A 16,751-nucleotide genomic window follows, 5' to 3' on the forward strand; every position below is an offset into this window, starting at 1 on the left:
GCTCACCGTGCGGAACAGAGGGGCTGCTCCGCACCGGAGGTGATGACGTGTCAGGAAGGCTTCTGCGTCTGGTGTGCACGGCGGCGGTGGCGGTCGGCACCGCCCTCGCGCCGCTGCCCGCGGCGGCTGTCCCGGAGCCGGAGCCGCGCGAGCGTTCCGTCGCCGATCTGGTGACGGATCTTCAGCGGCTGTACCGGGAGGCCGAGGAGGCCACCGAGACCTACAACGCCACCGAGGAGAAGCTGAAGGAGAAGCGTGCGGAGGTCGCCCGCCTCGATACGCAACTCTCCAAGGCCCGTCTCTCCCTGCACGACAGCCGGGGCGCCGCGGGACGGCTGGCCCGGCAGCAGTACCAGAACACCACCACCATCTCGCCGTACGTCCGCCTTTTGCTCGCCCGCGATCCCCAGCACGCTCTCGACCAGGGCCATGTCATCGGCCAGTTGGCGCGCGAGCGGGCCGTGACGGTGGGCCGCCTGACCGGCACCGAGCACCGTGCCGACGAAGTCGCCCGCAGGGCACGCACGGCGCTCGACGACCAGCTCACGCTCGCCGCCCGGCAGAAGCGGGAACGGGACGCCGTACAGGAGAAGCTCACCGACGTGGAGGAACTCCTCGCCTCCCTCACCGCCGAACAGCTCACCAGGCTGGCCGAGTTCGAGGAGAAGGGGGTGGAGAAGGCGCAGGAGGAGCTGACGACGTCCGGCGCCCTCGGCGAGGAGGACCGCAAGCCCACCCGAAGGGGCGAGACGGCCCTGCGGTACGCCCGGCGGCAGCTGGGGAAGCCGTACGAGTGGGGCGCGGAGGGCCCGAGGACGTACGACTGCTCGGGCCTGACGTCGGAGGCCTGGGCGCACGCCGGCACTCCGATCCCGAGGACCAGCCAGGAGCAGTGGGCGCGGCTCCCGAGGATCCCGTTGAAGAACCTGCGCCCCGGTGACCTGGTGATCTACTTTCCCAAGGCGACCCACGTGGCGATGTACATGGGGAGGGGAAAGGTCATCGAGGCCCCGAGAACCGGCGAGCGGATCAAGGTCTCCCCGATCGCGGCCCACCCGCTCCTCGGAGCCGTACGTCCGGACAGACGCGACCGGCCACAGACGGCCCGCACCCGCAAGGGCGACGGTCAGCCGCCCGCCACCGAAGCCAGGTAGGCCCCCGTCTTCTCCGGGTCGTAGAAGAAGTTCTCGAAGTCGGCCGGGTCGTCGAAGCCGTTGGCGAAACGGTCCGCCACCGGTGGCAACTGCCCGGCCGCCCCGATCAGATTCAGGATGTGCTCCGGCGGCGGAGCGAGCATCGCGTTCGTCCACTTGGTGACGTGCTGGGCGGTGGCCCAGTACCGCTCGAACGTCGCCCGCATCCACTCCTCGTCGAACTCCTTCTCCCCCTGGTCGAGAATCGACGCGAGATAGGAGGCCGCGCACTTGGACGCGGAGTTGGAGCCCTGCCCGGTGATCGGGTCGTTGGCGACGACGACGTCGGCCACGCCCAGAACCAGTCCCCCACCGGGCAGGCGGCCTATCGGATTGCGCACGGTGGGCGCGTAGCGGCCGGCCAGGGTGGCACCGGCGTCCGTGAGTTCGACGTTCGTGGCGCGCGCGTACTCCCAGGGCAGGAACCTCTCCATGAGTTCCAGGGTCAGGGAGAGATGTTCCGCCGGGTCCTTCACGCCGTTGAAGACGTCGAGCGGGCCGCCGGGTATGCCCTCCCAGAAGAGGATGTCGGCGCGCCCGGAGGTCGTGAGCGTCGGCATGACGAAGAGTTCGCCGACGCCGGGGACGAGGTTGCAGCGGACGGCCTCGGTCTCCGGGTGCTCGGGGCGCGGGCCCAGGCCGTGGACGTAGGACACGGCGAGCGCGCGCTGCGGCTCGGTGTACGGGGAGCGCTCCGGGTCCCTCGCGAACATGGAGACCAGCTCGCCCTTGCCGGCCGAGACCAGCACGAGGTCGTACGTGCGGGAGAAGTAGTCGAGGTCGCCGACCGCCGCGCCGTGGATGACGAGCTGGCCGCCGCGCTGCGCGAAGGTCTCCATCCAGCCGGCCATCTTGACCCGCTGGTCGACCGACTGCGCGTACCCGTCGAGCCTGCCCAGCCAGTCGATCGCGCGCTGCGAGGGCCCCGGGTCGAACGAGCCGGGAGCCGCCACCGAGACGCCGAGCCCTTCGATCTTCGGGGCCTGGGACTCCCAGAAGTTCAGCTGGAGATCGCGCTCGTGCTGGAGTGCCGTGTGGAACATGCACTGCGTCGACATGACCCGGCCGGAGCGGATCTCGTCCGCCGTCCGGTTGGACATCAGGGTGACCTCGTACCCGTGCGACTGGAGGCCGAGGGCGAGCTGGAGTCCGGACTGGCCGGCTCCGACGACGAGTATCTTCCGCATGCGGGGCTGTTCTCCTACTCGGGTGTGACGTCCAGTGCGTGGCCGACCAGGGACAGGAGCGTCTCGATCACCGAGATCTTCCGTCGCGCGTCCATGATCATGACAGGTATGTGGGCGGGGATCGTCAACGCCTCCCGCACATCCTCCGGTTCGAAGCGATCACTGCCGTCGAAGTGGTTGACCGCGACGACATAGGGCATCCCACAGCCGTCGAAGTAGTCCAGCGCCGGAAAGCAGTCCTTCAACCGCCTGGTGTCCGCGAGGACCACCGCGCCGATCGCGCCACGCACCAGGTCGTCCCACATGAACCAGAAGCGCTCCTGGCCCGGCGTGCCGAAGAGGTACAGGACCAGGTCGTCGTCGAGCGTGATGCGGCCGTAGTCCATGGCCACGGTGGTGGAGACCTTCTCCGGGGTGCCGGTGAGGTCGTCGACCTGCTCGCTGGCCTCGGTCATCAGCGCCTCCGTCTGGAGGGGCTCGATCTCCGAGACGGTGCCGACGAGGGTGGTCTTGCCGACGCCGAAGCCGCCGGCCACGACTATCTTCGTGGCGATGGGGGCCCGCGTGCGGTCCGTCTGCCAGGACTTGAGGTTGTCGTCGGTCTCGACATCGACGAACGGGGTGACGCCGTACCCGGAGGAGGCGGCGGCGTCAGAGACGACGGAGTCCACTGAGCACCCTTTCCAGCAGAGCGCGGTCGGGACGGCCCGTACCGTGACCGGTCCCGGTGCCGTACACACGGATCTTTCCCTGGTCCGCGAGGTCGCTGAGGAGCACGCGGACCACGCCGAGCGGCATCTTCAGCAGCGCGGCGATCTCGGCCACCGTGCGCATCCGGCGGCACAGTTCGACGATGGCCCGCAGCTCCGGCATGACCGACTTCAGCCCGCCGTTGGTGAGCTCCTTGCGCTCCTCGGCAGCTTCGAGGGCCGCTGTGCTGGCCACGAACGTCTCCACGAGGAGGACGTGGCCGAAGCGGGTACGGCCGCCGGTGAGCGAGTACGGCCGTACCCGGGCGGCCTTGCGGTCACCGCCGCGGACCGGGAGGCCGGGCCTGTTCGTCATCGGGCGCTCCCTGTCGCGTCGTTCTCCAGCGACTGGCGCAGCTCGCTGCGGAGTTCGGGGGTCAGGACGTGTCCGGCGCGGCCGACGAACAGCGCCATGTGGTACGCCACCACGCTCATGTCGCAGTCGGCGGAGCCGTGCACACCGAGCAGCGAACCGTCGCTGATCGACATCACGAACAGGCTGCCGTCGTCCATCGCGATCATGGTGTGCTTGGTCGCGCCGAAGTCCATGAGCTTCGCGGCGCCGAGGGTGAGGCTGCCGATGCCGGAGACGACGGTCGCGAGGTCGGCGGACGAGCCGCGCGGGCCGGAGGGTTTCTCCTCGCGGGCCTCGCGGGCCTCCGCGTTCCGCTCGGCGTCGGAGGAGAGCAGGAGCAGTCCGTCGGAGGAGACCACGGCGACGGACTGGACGCCGGGGACCTCCTCGACGAGGTTGGTCAGCAGGAAGTGGAGATTGCGTGCTTCACGACTCAGTCCGAAGGTACTGGGCGCGGTCAACTGCTTGCCTCCTCGGCTGTGCCCCCCGTGGCTTCTTCGGATGCGGTGCTGTGCGTCGCCGGCAGTCTGGTCTCGCCGGTCTGTTCCTGGATCTCCGCTTCCACGTCGCGGTAGCCGGCCTCCGCCCCCCGGCGGAAGCCGCCCAGCCTGCGGCGGAGGGCGTCGGCGTCCACGGAGCTGTTCCGTTGGCGGGGCACCGGGGTGGTGGGTGCGGTGATCTTGGGGGTGCGCTTGGGGAGGCCCTTGTCGGTGACGGGCTCCTCGTCGGCGCGGGTGTGTTCCGTGGCGGCGTCGATCTCGGCGGCCGTGGGTGCCGACGGCTCCTCCTGTGCGGGGGCCGGCTCCCCCTGTGCCGGTACGGGGGCCAGGAGCTCCATCGTCGTCTCGGCGGGGGACTCCGCCTCCGCGTGGCGTACGGCCTTCTCGGCCAGGTCCACCAGGGGGTCGCCGCCCTGCGAACGGCCGCTCAGGACGTTGGAGTTGACCTCCGCGTCGGCGCCGGGGAGGGAGAAGGAGTGGGGCGCGCCGGTGACCGGGCCGGTGCCGGAGGCCGGTACGGCGGACGCGGGCGCGGCGGTGAGCAGGGTCTTGGGGAGGACCACCACCGCGGCCACCCCGCCCTGCTTCTGCTCGCGCAGCTGCACCCGGACGCCGTGCCGGTGGGCGAGCCGGGCCACGACGTACAGGCCCAGTCCGAGTCCCTCGCCGCCCTCGTCGTACGACTCGTACGCGGCCTCGGGATCGAACTCGGCGAGGCGGGAGTTGAGGGTGGTCATCCGCTCGGCGGTCATGCCGATGCCCTCGTCCTGCACGGAGAGCATGACCTCGCCGCTCTCCAGGAGCCAGCCGGAGACCTCGACGGGCAGGTCGGGCGGGGAGAACGAGGTGGCGTTCTCCATGAGTTCGGCCAGGAGATGGGAGAGGTCGTCCGCGGCGAAGCCCGCCACATGGGCGTGCGGCGGGAGGGCGGCGATGCGGACGCGCTCGTAGCGCTCGATCTCGCTGACCGCGGCGCGGACGACGTCGACGAGCGGGACCGGCCCGGCGCTCTGCTGCACATGTTCCGTGCCGGCCAGGACGAGGAGGTTCTCGCTGTGGCGGCGCATGACCGTGGCGAAGTGGTCGAGCTTGAAGAGGGTCGCCAGGCGGTCCGGGTCCTGCTCGCGCTCCTCCAGGCCCTCGATGACGGCGAGCTGCCGCTCGACGAGGCCGAGGGTGCGCAGCGCGAGGTTGACGAAGGTGGCGCCGATGGTGGTGCGCAGCCGCTCCAGCTGGGTTGCGGAGTCGGCGAGTTCGCTCTTGAGCTGCTCGCGCGCGTCCGCCATCTTCTGGCGCTGGCCGACCAGGTGCTTGCGGTCGGACTCCAGGGTGTTGATCCGCTCGGCGAGCGCGACGGTGTGCGCGTGCAGGGCGTTGACGGAGCGGACGACCTGGGCGAACTCGTCGTTGCGGCCGGTGAAGGTGACCGCTTCCTCGGCGGTGGGGTCCTCGGCCCCGGCGAGCCGGGCGGAACCGCGGCGCAGCACGGAGAGGGGGCGGGTGAGGGTGCGGGCCATCGCGGTGGCGATGCCGACGGCCAGCAGCATCAGGGCGCCGAGGATCGCGACGCGCAGCTCCAGCGCGGTGACGTCGTCGTCGCGGAGCTGGGCAAGCTCCTTGACCCGGCGGTCGAAGAGCGCGGACTCGGCGCCGCGCATGAGGTCGACGCGGGCGGAGAGGGCCGCGTCGAGCTTGCCGGCGCTGGTGCCGAGTTCGCCGCCGGAGAGGGTGGGCTGGTCGGTCAGGGCGGCGAGGTACTTGTCGGCGGAGTTGACCTCGGGACCGGTGACCGTGGAGTCGTAGCTCGCCTTGGCGGTGGCGGGCGCGGAGTCCTGGAAGTCGGCGAGGGCCGCGTCGGAGCGCAGCCGGGCCTGCTGGGCGGCGGCGCTGAGCGCGTCGCGCTGTGCGGTGTCGGCCTTCGAGGAGACCTTCTTGGTGTTCGTCAGGCCGGTGATCGGGTCGTAGACGCTCTGGGTCGTCGTCGGCACGCTGAGCGCCGCGAGCAGCAGTCCGCGGGTGGCGGCGGACTGCTGTACGGCGGAGTCCAGCTCGGCGAGGGAGTGGGCGCCGGAGCCCGCGCGGGACGGCATCCTCTCGGCCAGTTCCTCGGCGAGCCGGTGCAGTTCGGTGATGGCGGCGGAGTAGGCGCTGTGCGCCTCGAGGGCGGTGCTCTTGCCGGTGAGCGCGGAGCGTCGTACGGCGGCGATGTCGTCGAGGTCGCCGCGCAGCGTCGTGGACAGGTCGGTGTCGGCGCGCAGTTCCTCGACTTGACGGTCTACGCGGGCGCTCGACTGCTCGCCGGGCGCCTTCGACCTGGGGCGGCCGGCCGCGATGTAGGGGGTGACCTCGTCGCGTTCGTCGGCGAGCGAGTGGGCGAGGTCGAGGGCGTCCTGGGTCTGCTCGGCGAACGTCACCAGGTCCTGGGAGTCGTGGAGTTCCCCGGAGGCGGTGACGAGGGAGGGGGCGCCGGCTCCGGCGACGGCGGCGGCCACGACGGCGACGGCGAGAATCAGCCGGGTGCGGACGTGGGTGGGGCGGCCCTTGCCGACGGGGGTCTCGGGGACGCCGGGCGTGGCGGGTGTGCGCTCCGCGCCTGTGCCGGAGGCCGTCTGCTTGCCTGTGCGACGAGGCCGCGTCTTCTGCACCGCTGCTCGCATTCCTGAACTCGTGATACCCATGGGCCCGGGGTGACGCTCCGTCAACTGTTGTGCACACCGGGGTACGGTTTCCGACCCTCCCAGCGCCGGTGGGCGGTGGCCGCACATCGCCTGAGCCGCCACCCGAAGGAGTGAACCGCGTAGGTGAGTTGGCGGGCAAGTTCCTGCGGCACGCGTACGGGTCTTGTGCGGCAGGCCGGTTGGACGCCGGCGAAGACCGGTGGCAGTATTCGCCGCTACGCCTGCTCGGAGTGAACCATTCCACCCCAAACCTGGCGTCTGACCTGCGCGACTGCGTCAATTCCGCGACCGTTGGCACTCTTCGGCGAAGCATGTGAAGGGCTCGTGCAGACTGGCCGAATGCGTACGGAACTTGTCTCGGAACCCGGTGATGTCAGCCGCCTCAACGAGGACTTCGCGAGCGTCGCTCTCCCCGCTTCCGGACAGGGCGGTGTACTGATCGCCCTCGACGGGGTCACCCCGCCCGTGGGCCCGACGGGCTGTCTGCATTCGGTCCCCTGGTTCACGGCCCGTCTCGGCGGGGCGCTGACCGAACTGGCCGTTTCACTCATGGATGTTCCACCGGCCGAGGTGCTGTCCCGGGCCATCGCGCGCACAGCTGAGACACATGGTGAAGGTTGTGACCTTTCTCACCCACGAACACCGCAGGCGACGGTGGTGATGGCGAGGTGGTCCCCGGAGACGGTCGAGTACCTGGTCCTGTCGGACTCGGCGCTGCTCGTGGAGGCAGCCGACGGCACGGTCACGGCCGTACTGGACGAGCGCCTCTCCCGCCTCCCCCGCACCGCCCTGGCCGCGGACGCCCTGATCGACGCCAACCTCCGCAACAAGGAGGGCGGCTTCTTCACGGCGGCCGCCGATCCGTCGGTGGCGGGGCGCGCGGTGACGGGGGTGCTGCCACGTTCGGCGGTACGCACCCTCGTGGCCCTGACCGACGGGGCGACCCGGTGGGTGGAGAAGTTCCATGAGGGCGGCTGGGGGGACTGCCTCACCTTCGTCCGCAAGGAGGGGGCGCAGGCACTGGTGGACCGCGTCCGGGAGCTGGAGCGGGCGGACGCGAAGACCCGGACATATCTGCGCCGCAGCAAGACCCACGACGACGCGACGGTGGTGTACGCGGAGCTTTGAGGGACGGGGGCTGCCGGCCGACGAGCAGGCCCGCCGTCACCACGTCCGCGAACCCGCCTCCCGGGGCCTCGCCCGGCCGGCCCGGTGATGAACGCGGACCTGCGAGGGGCGGCGCCCCGCCGAGAGGAACCGGAATCCCGACGGCCGACGAGCAGATCCGCCGTCACCACGTCCGCGAACCGGCCGCCCGGGGCCTCGCCCGGCCGGCCCGGTGATGAACGCGGACCTGCGAGGGGCGGCGCCCCGCCGAGAGGAACCGGAATCCCGACGGCCGACGAGCAGGCCCGCCGTCACCACGTCCGCGAACCCGCCTCCCGGGGCCTCGCCGGGCCGGCCGTGGAGGTCGGGCGGTCCCTGCCCGCGATGCCCGCCGCCGTGAGCTGCCGCTCCTGGTGGTGCGGCACGCACACGAGCCTTGCCTGCCACCGCCGTGGCCACCCGCACCGAGACCCCCGGCTCCCCCCGCCTCGCCACCCTCACCGCCAACCGGGCGATAGTCCGGACGGCCGTTTTCCGGTCGACGCCGTCGAGCACCCCGCGCGACTGTCCGCCGTCGACCGTGCCCTTGACCACCCACGGCCGACCCACGGCGACACGACCAGCTCGGCCTACCAACCGGGCGATCGTCCGAACAGCCGTTTTCCGGTCGACGCCGTCGAGCACCCCGCGCGGCCGTCCGCCGTCGACCGTGCCTTCGATCACCCCGACCGGCGCACGGAGGCGGACTACTTCTCCATGCCCCGGTTCAGCTGGTGCAGCAGCCTCGCCAGTTCGGTGACCTCGTCCGGGTTCCAGTGCGCCAGCCGGCCCGCGTACCGGGCCCGGCGCGCGTCGCGGACCCTCTGCACCCGGGAGCGGCCCTCCTGGGTGAGGTCGACGAGCCAGGCCCGGCCGTCCGCCGGGTCGGGTGCGCGGGCGACGAGGCCCAGGTCCTCCAGGGCGCGTAGCTGGCGGGACATCGTGGCCTTGCCGACGCCGATGTAGGCGGCCAGTTCGGTGGCGCGCTGGCGGCCGCATTCATCCAGACGGACGAGCAGGCCGTAGGCCGCCGACTCCAGGTCGGGGTGGACCTCGCGGGCCATCTCGCCCTGGTTGGCCCGGGCGCGGCGCAGCAGGACGGTCAACTCGCGTTCCAGTGCGAGGAATCCGGGCTGGTCCACACCGCTCGGCGCCACGTCGGCCCCGCCCCGGCTCCCGCCGCCGTTTCCGTCTTCGTGCACGTCAGCCCCTGCCTTGAATATCCCGGTCGTGAAGGTTTCCGCCAAATTGCGCCATCACCGCGGCTCCGTAAGTATTTCGCAGGGCTGGACCAATGGCAGCCGCCGGTCCCGCTTCCCACCCCTCGTCGTCGCACGAAGCGTCTTCGCCGAGCAGCGGCTGGCATGCTCACGCCAGCCCGGCACGGCCGTCCCGTGTTCCCCCCAACCGAGCATCACCGAGCCTTCGGAGGCACGCCATGCCCGTGCACAGACCCGGACCGATACGTCCCCGACGCCTCTTCCTCGTCGCACTCCTGCTCACCGCGTTCTCCCTGCTCCACCCGGCCGCCGCCTCGGCCGCCGAAGTCCCCGAAGTTCCCGAAACCCCCGAAACCACCGCCACCCCGGCCCGCGGCTCCGCCCACATGGGAATGGGCGTCGTAGCGCATGACGGCCAGGACGGTCTGCCCGCCGGCACCCGCGCAAGCCAGGCGGAGGGCGTCGACGTCGCCAGCTACCAGGGCAACGTCTCCTGGCCGACCCTGTGGAACAGCGGGGTGCGCTGGGCGTACACCAAGGCGAGCGAGGGGACGTACTACAGGAATCCCTACTTCAGCCAGCAGTACACCGGCTCCTACGACGTCGGCATGATCCGCGGCGCCTATCACTTCGCCACCCCGGACACCAGCAGCGGCGCGACGCAGGCCGACTACTTCGTCGACAGCGGCGGCGGCTGGTACGGGGACGGCAGGACACTGCCCGGCACCCTCGACATCGAGTGGAACCCGTACGGCGACGCCTGCTTCGGCAAGTCGCAGAGCGCGATGGTCACCTGGATCCGCGACTTCCTGAACCAGTACAAGGCGCGCACCGGCCGCCACGCCGTCATCTACACGGCCACCAACTGGTGGACCCAGTGCACCGGGAACTACGGCGGCTTCTCCGCCAACCCGCTGTGGATCGCCCGGTACGCCTCGACGGCGGGCACCCTCCCGGCCGGCTGGAGCACGTACACCATGTGGCAGTACACCTCCTCCGGTCCGACGGTCGGCGACCACGACCGGTTCAACGGCGCCCTGGACCGCGTACAGGCGCTCGCCGGCGGCTGACCCACCCCGGCGTACGGCGAAGGCCCGGGCCTCCCTCACGAGAACCCGGGCCTTCACCTCGTCCGGCAGCCGCGGGCCGAGCCCGCTGAGGACTACGGCCTTACGCCGCCACCGGAACCTCCGGCGCGGCCCCGTTGGTCGCCGGGGACAGCGCCAGCTCCAGGACCTGGCGGACGTCGGTGACAGCGTGGACGTCGAGCTTGTCCAGCACCTCCGCCGGGACGTCGTCCAGGTCGGCCTCGTTGCGCTTCGGGATGATGACGGTCGTCACCCCGGCGCGGTGCGCGGCGAGCAGCTTCTGCTTCACGCCGCCGATCGGGAGGACCCGGCCGGTCAGCGAGACCTCGCCCGTCATCGCCACGTCCGTGCGGACCAGGCGACCGGAGAGCAGCGAGGCCAGCGCCGTCGTCATGGTGACGCCCGCGCTCGGGCCGTCCTTCGGGACCGCGCCCGCCGGGAAGTGGATGTGCACGCCCCGGTCCTTCAGATCGCCGACCGGCAGTTCGAGCTCCGCGCCGCGCGACCGCAGGAAGCTCAACGCGATCTGCGCGCTCTCCTTCATCACGTCACCCAGCTGGCCGGTCAGCGTCAGACCCGCCGCGCCCGTCTCCGGGTCGGCCAGCGACGCCTCGACGAACAGCACGTCTCCGCCCGCTCCGGTGACCGCGAGTCCGGTCGCCACCCCGGGGACCGCCGTACGGCGCTCCGCCGGGTCCTGGGCCGACTCGGGCACGTGGTGCGGCCGGCCGATCAGACCGCGCAGCTCCTCGTCCGTGACGGTGAACGGAAGCTCCCGCTCGCCCAGTTCGTGCTGGGCCGCCACCTTGCGCAGCAGCCTCGCGACGGACCGCTCCAGGGTGCGGACGCCCGCCTCGCGGGTGTACTCGCCGGCGAGCTTGCGCAGCGCGCTCTCGTCGATGACGACCTCGTCCTTGGCGAGCCCCGCCCGCTCCAGCTGGCGCGGGAGCAGGTGGTCACGGGCGATGACGATCTTCTCGTCCTCGGTGTACCCGTCGAGCCGGACCAGCTCCATCCGGTCGAGCAGCGCCTCCGGGATCGCCTCCAGCACGTTGGCCGTGGCGAGGAAGACGACATCCGACAGATCGAGCTCGACCTCCAGGTAGTGGTCGCGGAAGGTGTGGTTCTGCGCCGGGTCCAGGACCTCCAGGAGGGCCGCCGCGGGGTCGCCGCGGAAGTCGGAGCCCACCTTGTCGATCTCGTCGAGCAGGACCACCGGGTTCATCGACCCGGCCTCCTTGATCGCCCGCACGATCCGGCCGGGCAGCGCGCCGACGTACGTCCGCCGGTGGCCTCGGATCTCCGCCTCGTCCCGTACGCCACCGAGGGCGACGCGGACGAACTTACGGCCCATGGCGTGCGCCACGGATTCCCCGAGGCTGGTCTTGCCGACGCCGGGCGGCCCGACGAGGGCCAGGACGGCACCGCCGCGCCGGCCGCCGACGACACCCAGTCCCCGGTCGCTGCGGCGCTTGCGCACCGCCAGGTACTCGGTGATCCGCTCCTTCACGTCCTCGAGGCCCGCGTGCTCGGCGTCGAGGATCGCCTGGGCGCCCTGGATGTCGTACGCGTCCTCGGTCCGTTCGTTCCACGGCAGTTCGAGGACCGTGTCCAGCCAGGTCCGGATCCAGGAACCCTCCGGGGACTGGTCGCTGGACCGCTCCAGCTTGTCGACCTCCTTGAGGGCGGCTTCCCGCACCTTCTCGGGCAGGTCGGCAGCCTCCACGCGGGCGCGGTAGTCGTCGGACTCCTCGCCCTCCTGCTCGCCGTTGAGCTCGCGCAGTTCCTTGCGTACGGCTTCCAGCTGACGGCGGAGCAGGAACTCCCGCTGCTGCTTGTCGACGCCCTCCTGGACGTCCTTGGCGATGGTCTCGGCGACGTCCTGCTCGGCGAGGTGGTCGCGGAGCTGCTGGGTGGCGAGCTTGAGGCGGGTGACCGGGTCCGCGGTCTCCAGCAGTTCGACCTTCTGCTCGGTGGTCAGGAAGGGCGAGTAACCGGAGTTGTCGGCAAGGGTGGAGACGTCGTCGATGGCCTGCACCCGGTCGACGACCTGCCATGCGCCGCGCTTGCGCAGCCAGGCGGTGGCGAGGGCCTTGTACTCCTTGACGAGTTCGGTGACATGACCGGGCAGCGGTTCGGGGACGGTCTGGTCGACCGTGGTCCCCTCGACCCACAGGGCGGCGCCCGGGCCGGTGGTCCCCGCACCGATCTTCACCCTGCTCCGGCCGCGGATGAGCGCGCCAGGGTCGCCGTCGGCCAGCCGGCCGACCTGTTCGACGGTGCCGAGCACGCCGGTGCTCGCGTAGGTGCCGTCGATGCGTGGCACCAGGAGGACCTTCGGCTTTCCGGGTTCCGAGCGGGCGGCGGCCTCGGCGGCCTCCACCGCGGCGCGGACGTCGGTGTCGTTCAGGTCCAGCGGAACCACCATTCCGGGCAGCACGACCTCGTCGTCGAGCGGCAGCACGGGCAGGGTGAGCGGTGTGGACGTCGAAGCCATGATCTCCCCTTAGGCAGTCAAGTTGAGCTATGCCGACTCAATGCATAGCGCCCTTCGAATGTTCCCCACCCGCCCGCCTGTTCGCTGTCGGCGATCACGGCTGCCGGAATCGGCGGTTCGGGACCTATGGTCATCCAGTAATAGACACATGCCGTTAGCGGCCATTACAGGGGGATGTCATGGACGGAGTCGTACAGGCGTGGGTGACCGGTTGGGTCGTGTCCCGCGGGGCGGCGGCACCGGAGCGTGAGGCGTGGGGCTTCACCGTCGACGTGGGGCAGGTCGCGCAGGTGTCGCGGCACGTTTTCGACGCGCTGGGCGACGGTGTCGACGAAGGTGTGGTGCGCAAGGTGGCGGGCGGGGTGACGGGGGCCGGGGTGTGGCTCAAGGTGTTCCAGGACCCGGAGGTGGTCGGGCCCTGGCTGGACGAGGGCTGGTGGGTGGATCCCGAGCCGGGTTACCTGATGACGGTCCCGCTGACCGGGTCGGCGCGACGGACCGCCGTCCCCGACGGATACCGGCTGCGCATCTGGTCCGTCGGCGGCGTCACCCGCGTACTCGTCGCCGCGCCCGACGGTTCCCTCGCGGCGCGCGGTCAGGTCGCCCCGACCGGCGCGACCGCCGTGTTCGACCAGATCGAGACCGTGGCCGCCCATCGGCGCCGGGGGCTGGGCAGCGTCGTCATGCGCACGCTCCATACCGTGGCGACCGACGCGGGTGCCGAGACCGGCGTCCTCGCGGGAACGCCGGCGGGGCGGGGGCTGTACGAGTCTCTGGGCTGGCATGTGCAAGCTCCGCTCACCAGTGCGAAGTTCGTGGGACCGGACGCCGGGTGACCGTCCGTCACCGCCCACGGAAAACCCGGAGGCGACCGGGGACGGCCTCTGTCATGCTGCGCCGGTGATCGCCCCGATACCTCCGGTGGTTCCCGCCGGCCGCATGGCGGACAACACCCAGCCGGTCCTGGCTCTTCCCGGCGGTCTGGAACTCCGGCCCTGGCGCACGACGGACGCCGGTGCCCTGGTGGCCGCGAGCCACGATCCGGCCATCAGCCGGTGGAACCTGGTGCCGACACTGACCGAGGACGAGGCACGCGCGCGTATCGGGCGGATGCGGGAGCGGTGGGAGAGGGAGACGGGGGCGGTGTGGGCGGTTGCGCGGGAGGACGGGGGCGAAGGGGCGGGCGTCCTGACGAGCACCGGCATCGACCCCGCCGCCGGTCCGCGGGACGAGCACTCCCAAAAACCCCGCCCCGGCGACATCCTCGGCCTCGCCGCCTGGATCGACGTCGACCTCGACCGGGGCCACGCCGAGATCGCCTACTGGGTGCTGCCCGCCGGCCGCGGCACCGGCATCGCGGTCGAGGCCGCCCGGCGGCTCACCGACTGGGCGCTGCACGAGCTCGGCCTGCACCGCCTCACCCTCTGCCACGCCGTCGCCAACGAGGCCTCCTGCCGGGTGGCGGAGAAGGCCGGCTTCCGGCTGGAGGGCACCATGCGCCACGCCCTCCTCCACTCAGACGGCTGGCACGACCAGCACCTCCACGCGCGCGTGCGGGGCGACGACCAGAACGACCGAGATGACCGGGGGAACGAACGACCATGACCACCACAGACATACAGCCCCTCCTCTCCGCCTACGACGACCAGATGCGCGGCGCTCCTCCGACCGCGCCCGCAGGGGTGACGTACGAACAGGACGGACCGCTGCTCAGAATCGTCGGCCAGTTCCGCGGGCTCGTGAGCGGGCCGCGCGACCTGGGCGTCGACGGCGGCGCGCTCGACGAACTCATCGCGCGGCAACGTGACTTCTTCGCGGCACGCGGCGAGGCCGTCGAATGGAAGACCCGCTCCCACGACACCCCGCCCGACCTCACCGAACGACTCCGCGCGGCCGGTTTCGTGCCCGAGGAGCGGGAGACCGTACTGGTCGGCCGCGCCGCCGAGATGGCCGTACGACAGACCACGCCACCGGCAGGCGTCACCGTGCGCCGCGTCACGGCGGACGCGGACATGCGCCGGATCGCCGCGATGGAGTCGGCGGTCTGGGGCCAGGACTGGAGCTGGCTCGCCGACGACCTCATCGGCAGGGTGGCCGCCGCGCCGGACGACATCGCGGTGTACGTCGCCGAGGCGGACGGCGAAGTGGTGTGCGCCGCCTGGCTGGTGTTCCGCACGGGCACGGGGTTCGCGAGCCTGTGGGGCGGATCCACGCTCGCCGAGTGGCGGGGCAAGGGCATCTACCGCGCCCTGGTCGCCGTGCGCGCCGCTCTCGCCGTCGCCCGCGGAGTCACCTATCTGCACGTGGACGCGTCCGACGACAGCGCGCCCATCCTGCGCAGGCTCGGCATGCACGCGGTGACCACGACGACGCCGTACGTCTGGACGCCCCCGGGTCTCTGACCATCGCACCTAGGGCCTGTCGGTGACGGGCTGACGTACGCGGTGCCACCGCCGTACCACCGGCCAGGTCGCGACGCCGATCGTCAGGGCGATCAGATGGCCCCAGTCGGTCATCGGGTCGGTGAACGCGATCAGGTCGGTCAGCAGCGTCCAGGCGAAGAGGGCGAGCAACGGCCGGCGCAGCCACGGCGCGAGCAGCCCCGACAGCGCGCCGAGGCTCGCGGCCACACCGAAGCTGACTCCGTAGTCGAGACGGTGCAGTGAGCTGGCGGGCAGATGCCCGACCAGGACCGCGAGTCCTATGGGGACCTCCGTGGCGAGGGTCGCGCCGACATGCCCGAGCAGGAAGACGCCGGCCGTGCGCACCCCACCGATCCGACGCTCCAGCGCGGTGAGGACGAACAGCAGGGCGACGGCGTACGGCGAGAGGATCCCGCCCGCGATCCACAACGCGCTGGCGACCAGCACCAGTACGGGCGTCCGCACGAGGTGGGCGACATCGGTGCTGGAGCCCTGATGCAGGGTGTGCACGAGGGCGGGGTCAAGATGCGCGGCGACGAGCGAGACGACGGCCAGGACGGCGCCGTAGACGAAGGTGAACGGGGTCCCGGCGGGGCTGGGGAACAGCCGCCGCAGGCGGGGGACGCGAAGTCGGGTGTCCGGGGCGGTCGTTGCCGGAGGTGTCACCGGTGTCTCGGCGGCACCGGTCTGGCCTCCTTCCCGCTGCCGGGGCATCCCGTCGAGCAGTCCCGCCACCGGCGCAGGGGCGGGCGCGTCGTCGGAAGGAGTGGCAGGCACGGTCCGTTCCAAGGTGAGCTGCTCCTTCCGTTCCGTCCCAGCCTTCGCGCCCGACCCACCCGCTGTCTGTGACCGGCGCCACCTCGCCCCCGATTCACAGGGACTTCTCAAGAAGTCCCGGTCAGGACGCCGTACCTGCCAGGATGGGCCGATGCCCACCTCGTACGACATTCCCGAAGTCCTGGACCGTCGCGAGGGCCCCTACGGAGAGGTGGTCCTGCGGCGCCACGGCGAGTTGCTCCAGATCATCGCCAACGGCTGCTTCCTGATGGACACCTCCGACGGACGCTCCGAGCGGATGCTCGTCGACGCGGCGCTCGACGCCCTCGACGACCGCCCCGCCCCGCACGTCCTCATCGGCGGCCTCGGCGTCGGCTTCTCGCTCGCACATGCGGCCGCGAACCCACGCTGGGGGCGGATCACGGTCGTCGAGCGGGAACCGGCGATCGTCGACTGGCACCGCGCGGGCCCGCTCTCGGCGCTCTCGGCCGAGGCGCTCACCGATCCCCGGGCGAACATTCTGGAAACGGATCTAGTCGGATTCGTCAATGAGACATGCGCCACTTTTGACGCGCTGTGCCTCGACATCGACAACGGACCCGACTGGACGGTCACGGAGGGCAACGGCGGACTCTACGCGCGTGCCGGACTCACAAGTTGCGCAAGGGTGTTGAAGCCGGGCGGGGTACTGGCCGTGTGGTCCGCGAAACCCTCTGCGGAATTTGAGGGATCCCTATCAAATGCCGGGTTCCAGCAGGTACGTACCGAGGAGATCCACGTTGCCCGGGGCGTACCGGACGTCGTGCACCTTGCCGTCCGACCTGGATAGCAAAGGGGTGATGACTCCCCGTACTCTGCTTCCCTACGCCGATCATTCAAGCGTCAATCGCAGTCATGCGCAGACAAGGAATCACCCCACATGGTTCCGGAAAGCACTC

The 16,751-nt window shown here is 71.2% G+C and carries 15 protein-coding genes; 7 read left to right on the forward strand and 8 right to left on the reverse strand.

From position 1 onward, the window contains the following. Positions 1–47: 47 nt before the first annotated feature. A complete protein-coding gene (locus RNB18_RS15225) occupies positions 48–1,154 on the forward strand; it encodes a C40 family peptidase (protein WP_311714609.1) in 1,107 nt (368 codons plus the stop codon). Here the strand turns inward: RNB18_RS15225 and RNB18_RS15230 are convergent. From RNB18_RS15230 to RNB18_RS15250, 5 genes are read right to left on the reverse strand one after another with little or no spacing between them, the layout of a single operon-like run. After that, a complete protein-coding gene (locus tag RNB18_RS15230; RefSeq protein WP_311714610.1) occupies positions 1,127–2,380 on the reverse strand; it encodes a styrene monooxygenase/indole monooxygenase family protein in 1,254 nt (417 codons plus the stop codon). The two genes, RNB18_RS15225 and RNB18_RS15230, sit on opposite strands and share 28 nt — an antisense overlap. 14 nt (positions 2,381–2,394) lie before the next feature. Further along, positions 2,395–3,051, reverse strand: coding sequence for a GTP-binding protein (locus tag RNB18_RS15235; RefSeq protein WP_057612153.1), 657 nt, complete (start codon positions 3,049–3,051; stop codon positions 2,395–2,397). Then, a complete protein-coding gene (locus RNB18_RS15240; protein WP_311714611.1) occupies positions 3,032–3,445 on the reverse strand; it encodes a DUF742 domain-containing protein in 414 nt (137 codons plus the stop codon). The genes RNB18_RS15235 and RNB18_RS15240 overlap by 20 nt, the downstream gene beginning before the upstream one ends. Further along, positions 3,442–3,945 (reverse strand): roadblock/LC7 domain-containing protein, encoded by a 504-nt coding sequence (locus RNB18_RS15245; protein ID WP_311714612.1) that lies wholly within the window; start codon positions 3,943–3,945, stop codon positions 3,442–3,444. Before RNB18_RS15245 ends, RNB18_RS15240 begins: the two co-directional genes overlap by 4 nt. Next, complete coding sequence (locus RNB18_RS15250) at positions 3,942–6,629, reverse strand: sensor histidine kinase (RefSeq protein WP_311714613.1); 2,688 nt, start codon at positions 6,627–6,629, stop codon at positions 3,942–3,944. The genes RNB18_RS15245 and RNB18_RS15250 overlap by 4 nt, the downstream gene beginning before the upstream one ends. 372 nt (positions 6,630–7,001) lie before the next feature. On the opposite strand from RNB18_RS15250, the gene RNB18_RS15255 reads away from it, so the two are divergent. Beyond that, positions 7,002–7,790 (forward strand): protein phosphatase 2C domain-containing protein, encoded by a 789-nt coding sequence (locus tag RNB18_RS15255; protein WP_311714614.1) that lies wholly within the window; start codon positions 7,002–7,004, stop codon positions 7,788–7,790. Between the two features lie 725 nt (positions 7,791–8,515). On the opposite strand, the gene RNB18_RS15260 is transcribed toward RNB18_RS15255, so the two are convergent. Then, complete coding sequence (locus RNB18_RS15260; protein WP_311714615.1) at positions 8,516–9,010, reverse strand: MarR family winged helix-turn-helix transcriptional regulator; 495 nt, start codon at positions 9,008–9,010, stop codon at positions 8,516–8,518. A gap of 236 nt (positions 9,011–9,246) precedes the next feature. Here RNB18_RS15260 and RNB18_RS15265 point away from each other — a divergent pair, with 236 nt between their 5' ends. Continuing rightward, positions 9,247–10,098 carry a lysozyme gene (locus RNB18_RS15265; protein ID WP_311714616.1) on the forward strand — a complete coding sequence of 284 codons (852 nt, stop codon included), beginning with the start codon at positions 9,247–9,249 and terminating at the stop codon, positions 10,096–10,098. 100 nt (positions 10,099–10,198) lie between these two features. On the opposite strand, the gene lon is transcribed toward RNB18_RS15265, so the two are convergent. Beyond that, entirely contained in the window at positions 10,199–12,613 is a 2,415-nt protein-coding gene (gene lon, locus RNB18_RS15270) for an endopeptidase La (RefSeq protein ID WP_311714617.1), read from the reverse strand. A gap of 179 nt (positions 12,614–12,792) precedes the next feature. Here lon and RNB18_RS15275 point away from each other — a divergent pair, with 179 nt between their 5' ends. From RNB18_RS15275 to RNB18_RS15285, 3 genes are all read left to right on the forward strand, one after another. Next, positions 12,793–13,449, forward strand: a complete 657-nt coding sequence (locus RNB18_RS15275; protein WP_311714618.1) for a GNAT family N-acetyltransferase — start codon at positions 12,793–12,795, stop codon at positions 13,447–13,449. 64 nt (positions 13,450–13,513) lie between these two features. Beyond that, positions 13,514–14,218, forward strand: a complete 705-nt coding sequence (locus tag RNB18_RS15280) for a GNAT family N-acetyltransferase (protein ID WP_311714619.1) — start codon at positions 13,514–13,516, stop codon at positions 14,216–14,218. After that, positions 14,215–15,015, forward strand: coding sequence for a GNAT family N-acetyltransferase (locus tag RNB18_RS15285; protein WP_311714620.1), 801 nt, complete (start codon positions 14,215–14,217; stop codon positions 15,013–15,015). Before RNB18_RS15280 ends, RNB18_RS15285 begins: the two co-directional genes overlap by 4 nt. A gap of 9 nt (positions 15,016–15,024) precedes the next feature. Here the strand turns inward: RNB18_RS15285 and RNB18_RS15290 are convergent, their stop codons facing one another. Next, complete coding sequence (locus tag RNB18_RS15290; protein ID WP_311714621.1) at positions 15,025–15,825, reverse strand: rhomboid-like protein; 801 nt, start codon at positions 15,823–15,825, stop codon at positions 15,025–15,027. Positions 15,826–15,964: 139 nt separating this feature from the next. Here RNB18_RS15290 and RNB18_RS15295 point away from each other — a divergent pair, with 139 nt between their 5' ends. After that, a complete protein-coding gene (locus tag RNB18_RS15295) occupies positions 15,965–16,642 on the forward strand; it encodes a spermine/spermidine synthase domain-containing protein (RefSeq protein ID WP_311714622.1) in 678 nt (225 codons plus the stop codon). Positions 16,643–16,751 lie beyond the last annotated feature (109 nt).

The organism is Streptomyces doebereineriae, from assembly GCF_031845645.1.
Classification (GTDB): domain Bacteria; phylum Actinomycetota; class Actinomycetes; order Streptomycetales; family Streptomycetaceae; genus Streptomyces; species Streptomyces canus.

Bases quoted from the DNA above. Each gene is read 5' to 3' on its own strand.
- RNB18_RS15230 (WP_311714610.1), bottom strand. From the start codon at position 2,380: ATGCGGAAGATACTCGTCGTCGGAGCCGGCCAGTCCGGACTCCAGCTC.
- RNB18_RS15240 (WP_311714611.1), bottom strand. From the start codon at position 3,445: ATGACGAACAGGCCCGGCCTCCCGGTCCGCGGCGGTGACCGCAAGGCC.
- RNB18_RS15255 (WP_311714614.1), top strand. From the start codon at position 7,002: ATGCGTACGGAACTTGTCTCGGAACCCGGTGATGTCAGCCGCCTCAAC.
- RNB18_RS15265 (WP_311714616.1), top strand. From the start codon at position 9,247: ATGCCCGTGCACAGACCCGGACCGATACGTCCCCGACGCCTCTTCCTC.
- lon (WP_311714617.1), bottom strand. From the start codon at position 12,613: ATGGCTTCGACGTCCACACCGCTCACCCTGCCCGTGCTGCCGCTCGAC.
- RNB18_RS15275 (WP_311714618.1), top strand. From the start codon at position 12,793: ATGGACGGAGTCGTACAGGCGTGGGTGACCGGTTGGGTCGTGTCCCGC.
- RNB18_RS15285 (WP_311714620.1), top strand. From the start codon at position 14,215: ATGACCACCACAGACATACAGCCCCTCCTCTCCGCCTACGACGACCAG.
- RNB18_RS15295 (WP_311714622.1), top strand. From the start codon at position 15,965: ATGCCCACCTCGTACGACATTCCCGAAGTCCTGGACCGTCGCGAGGGC.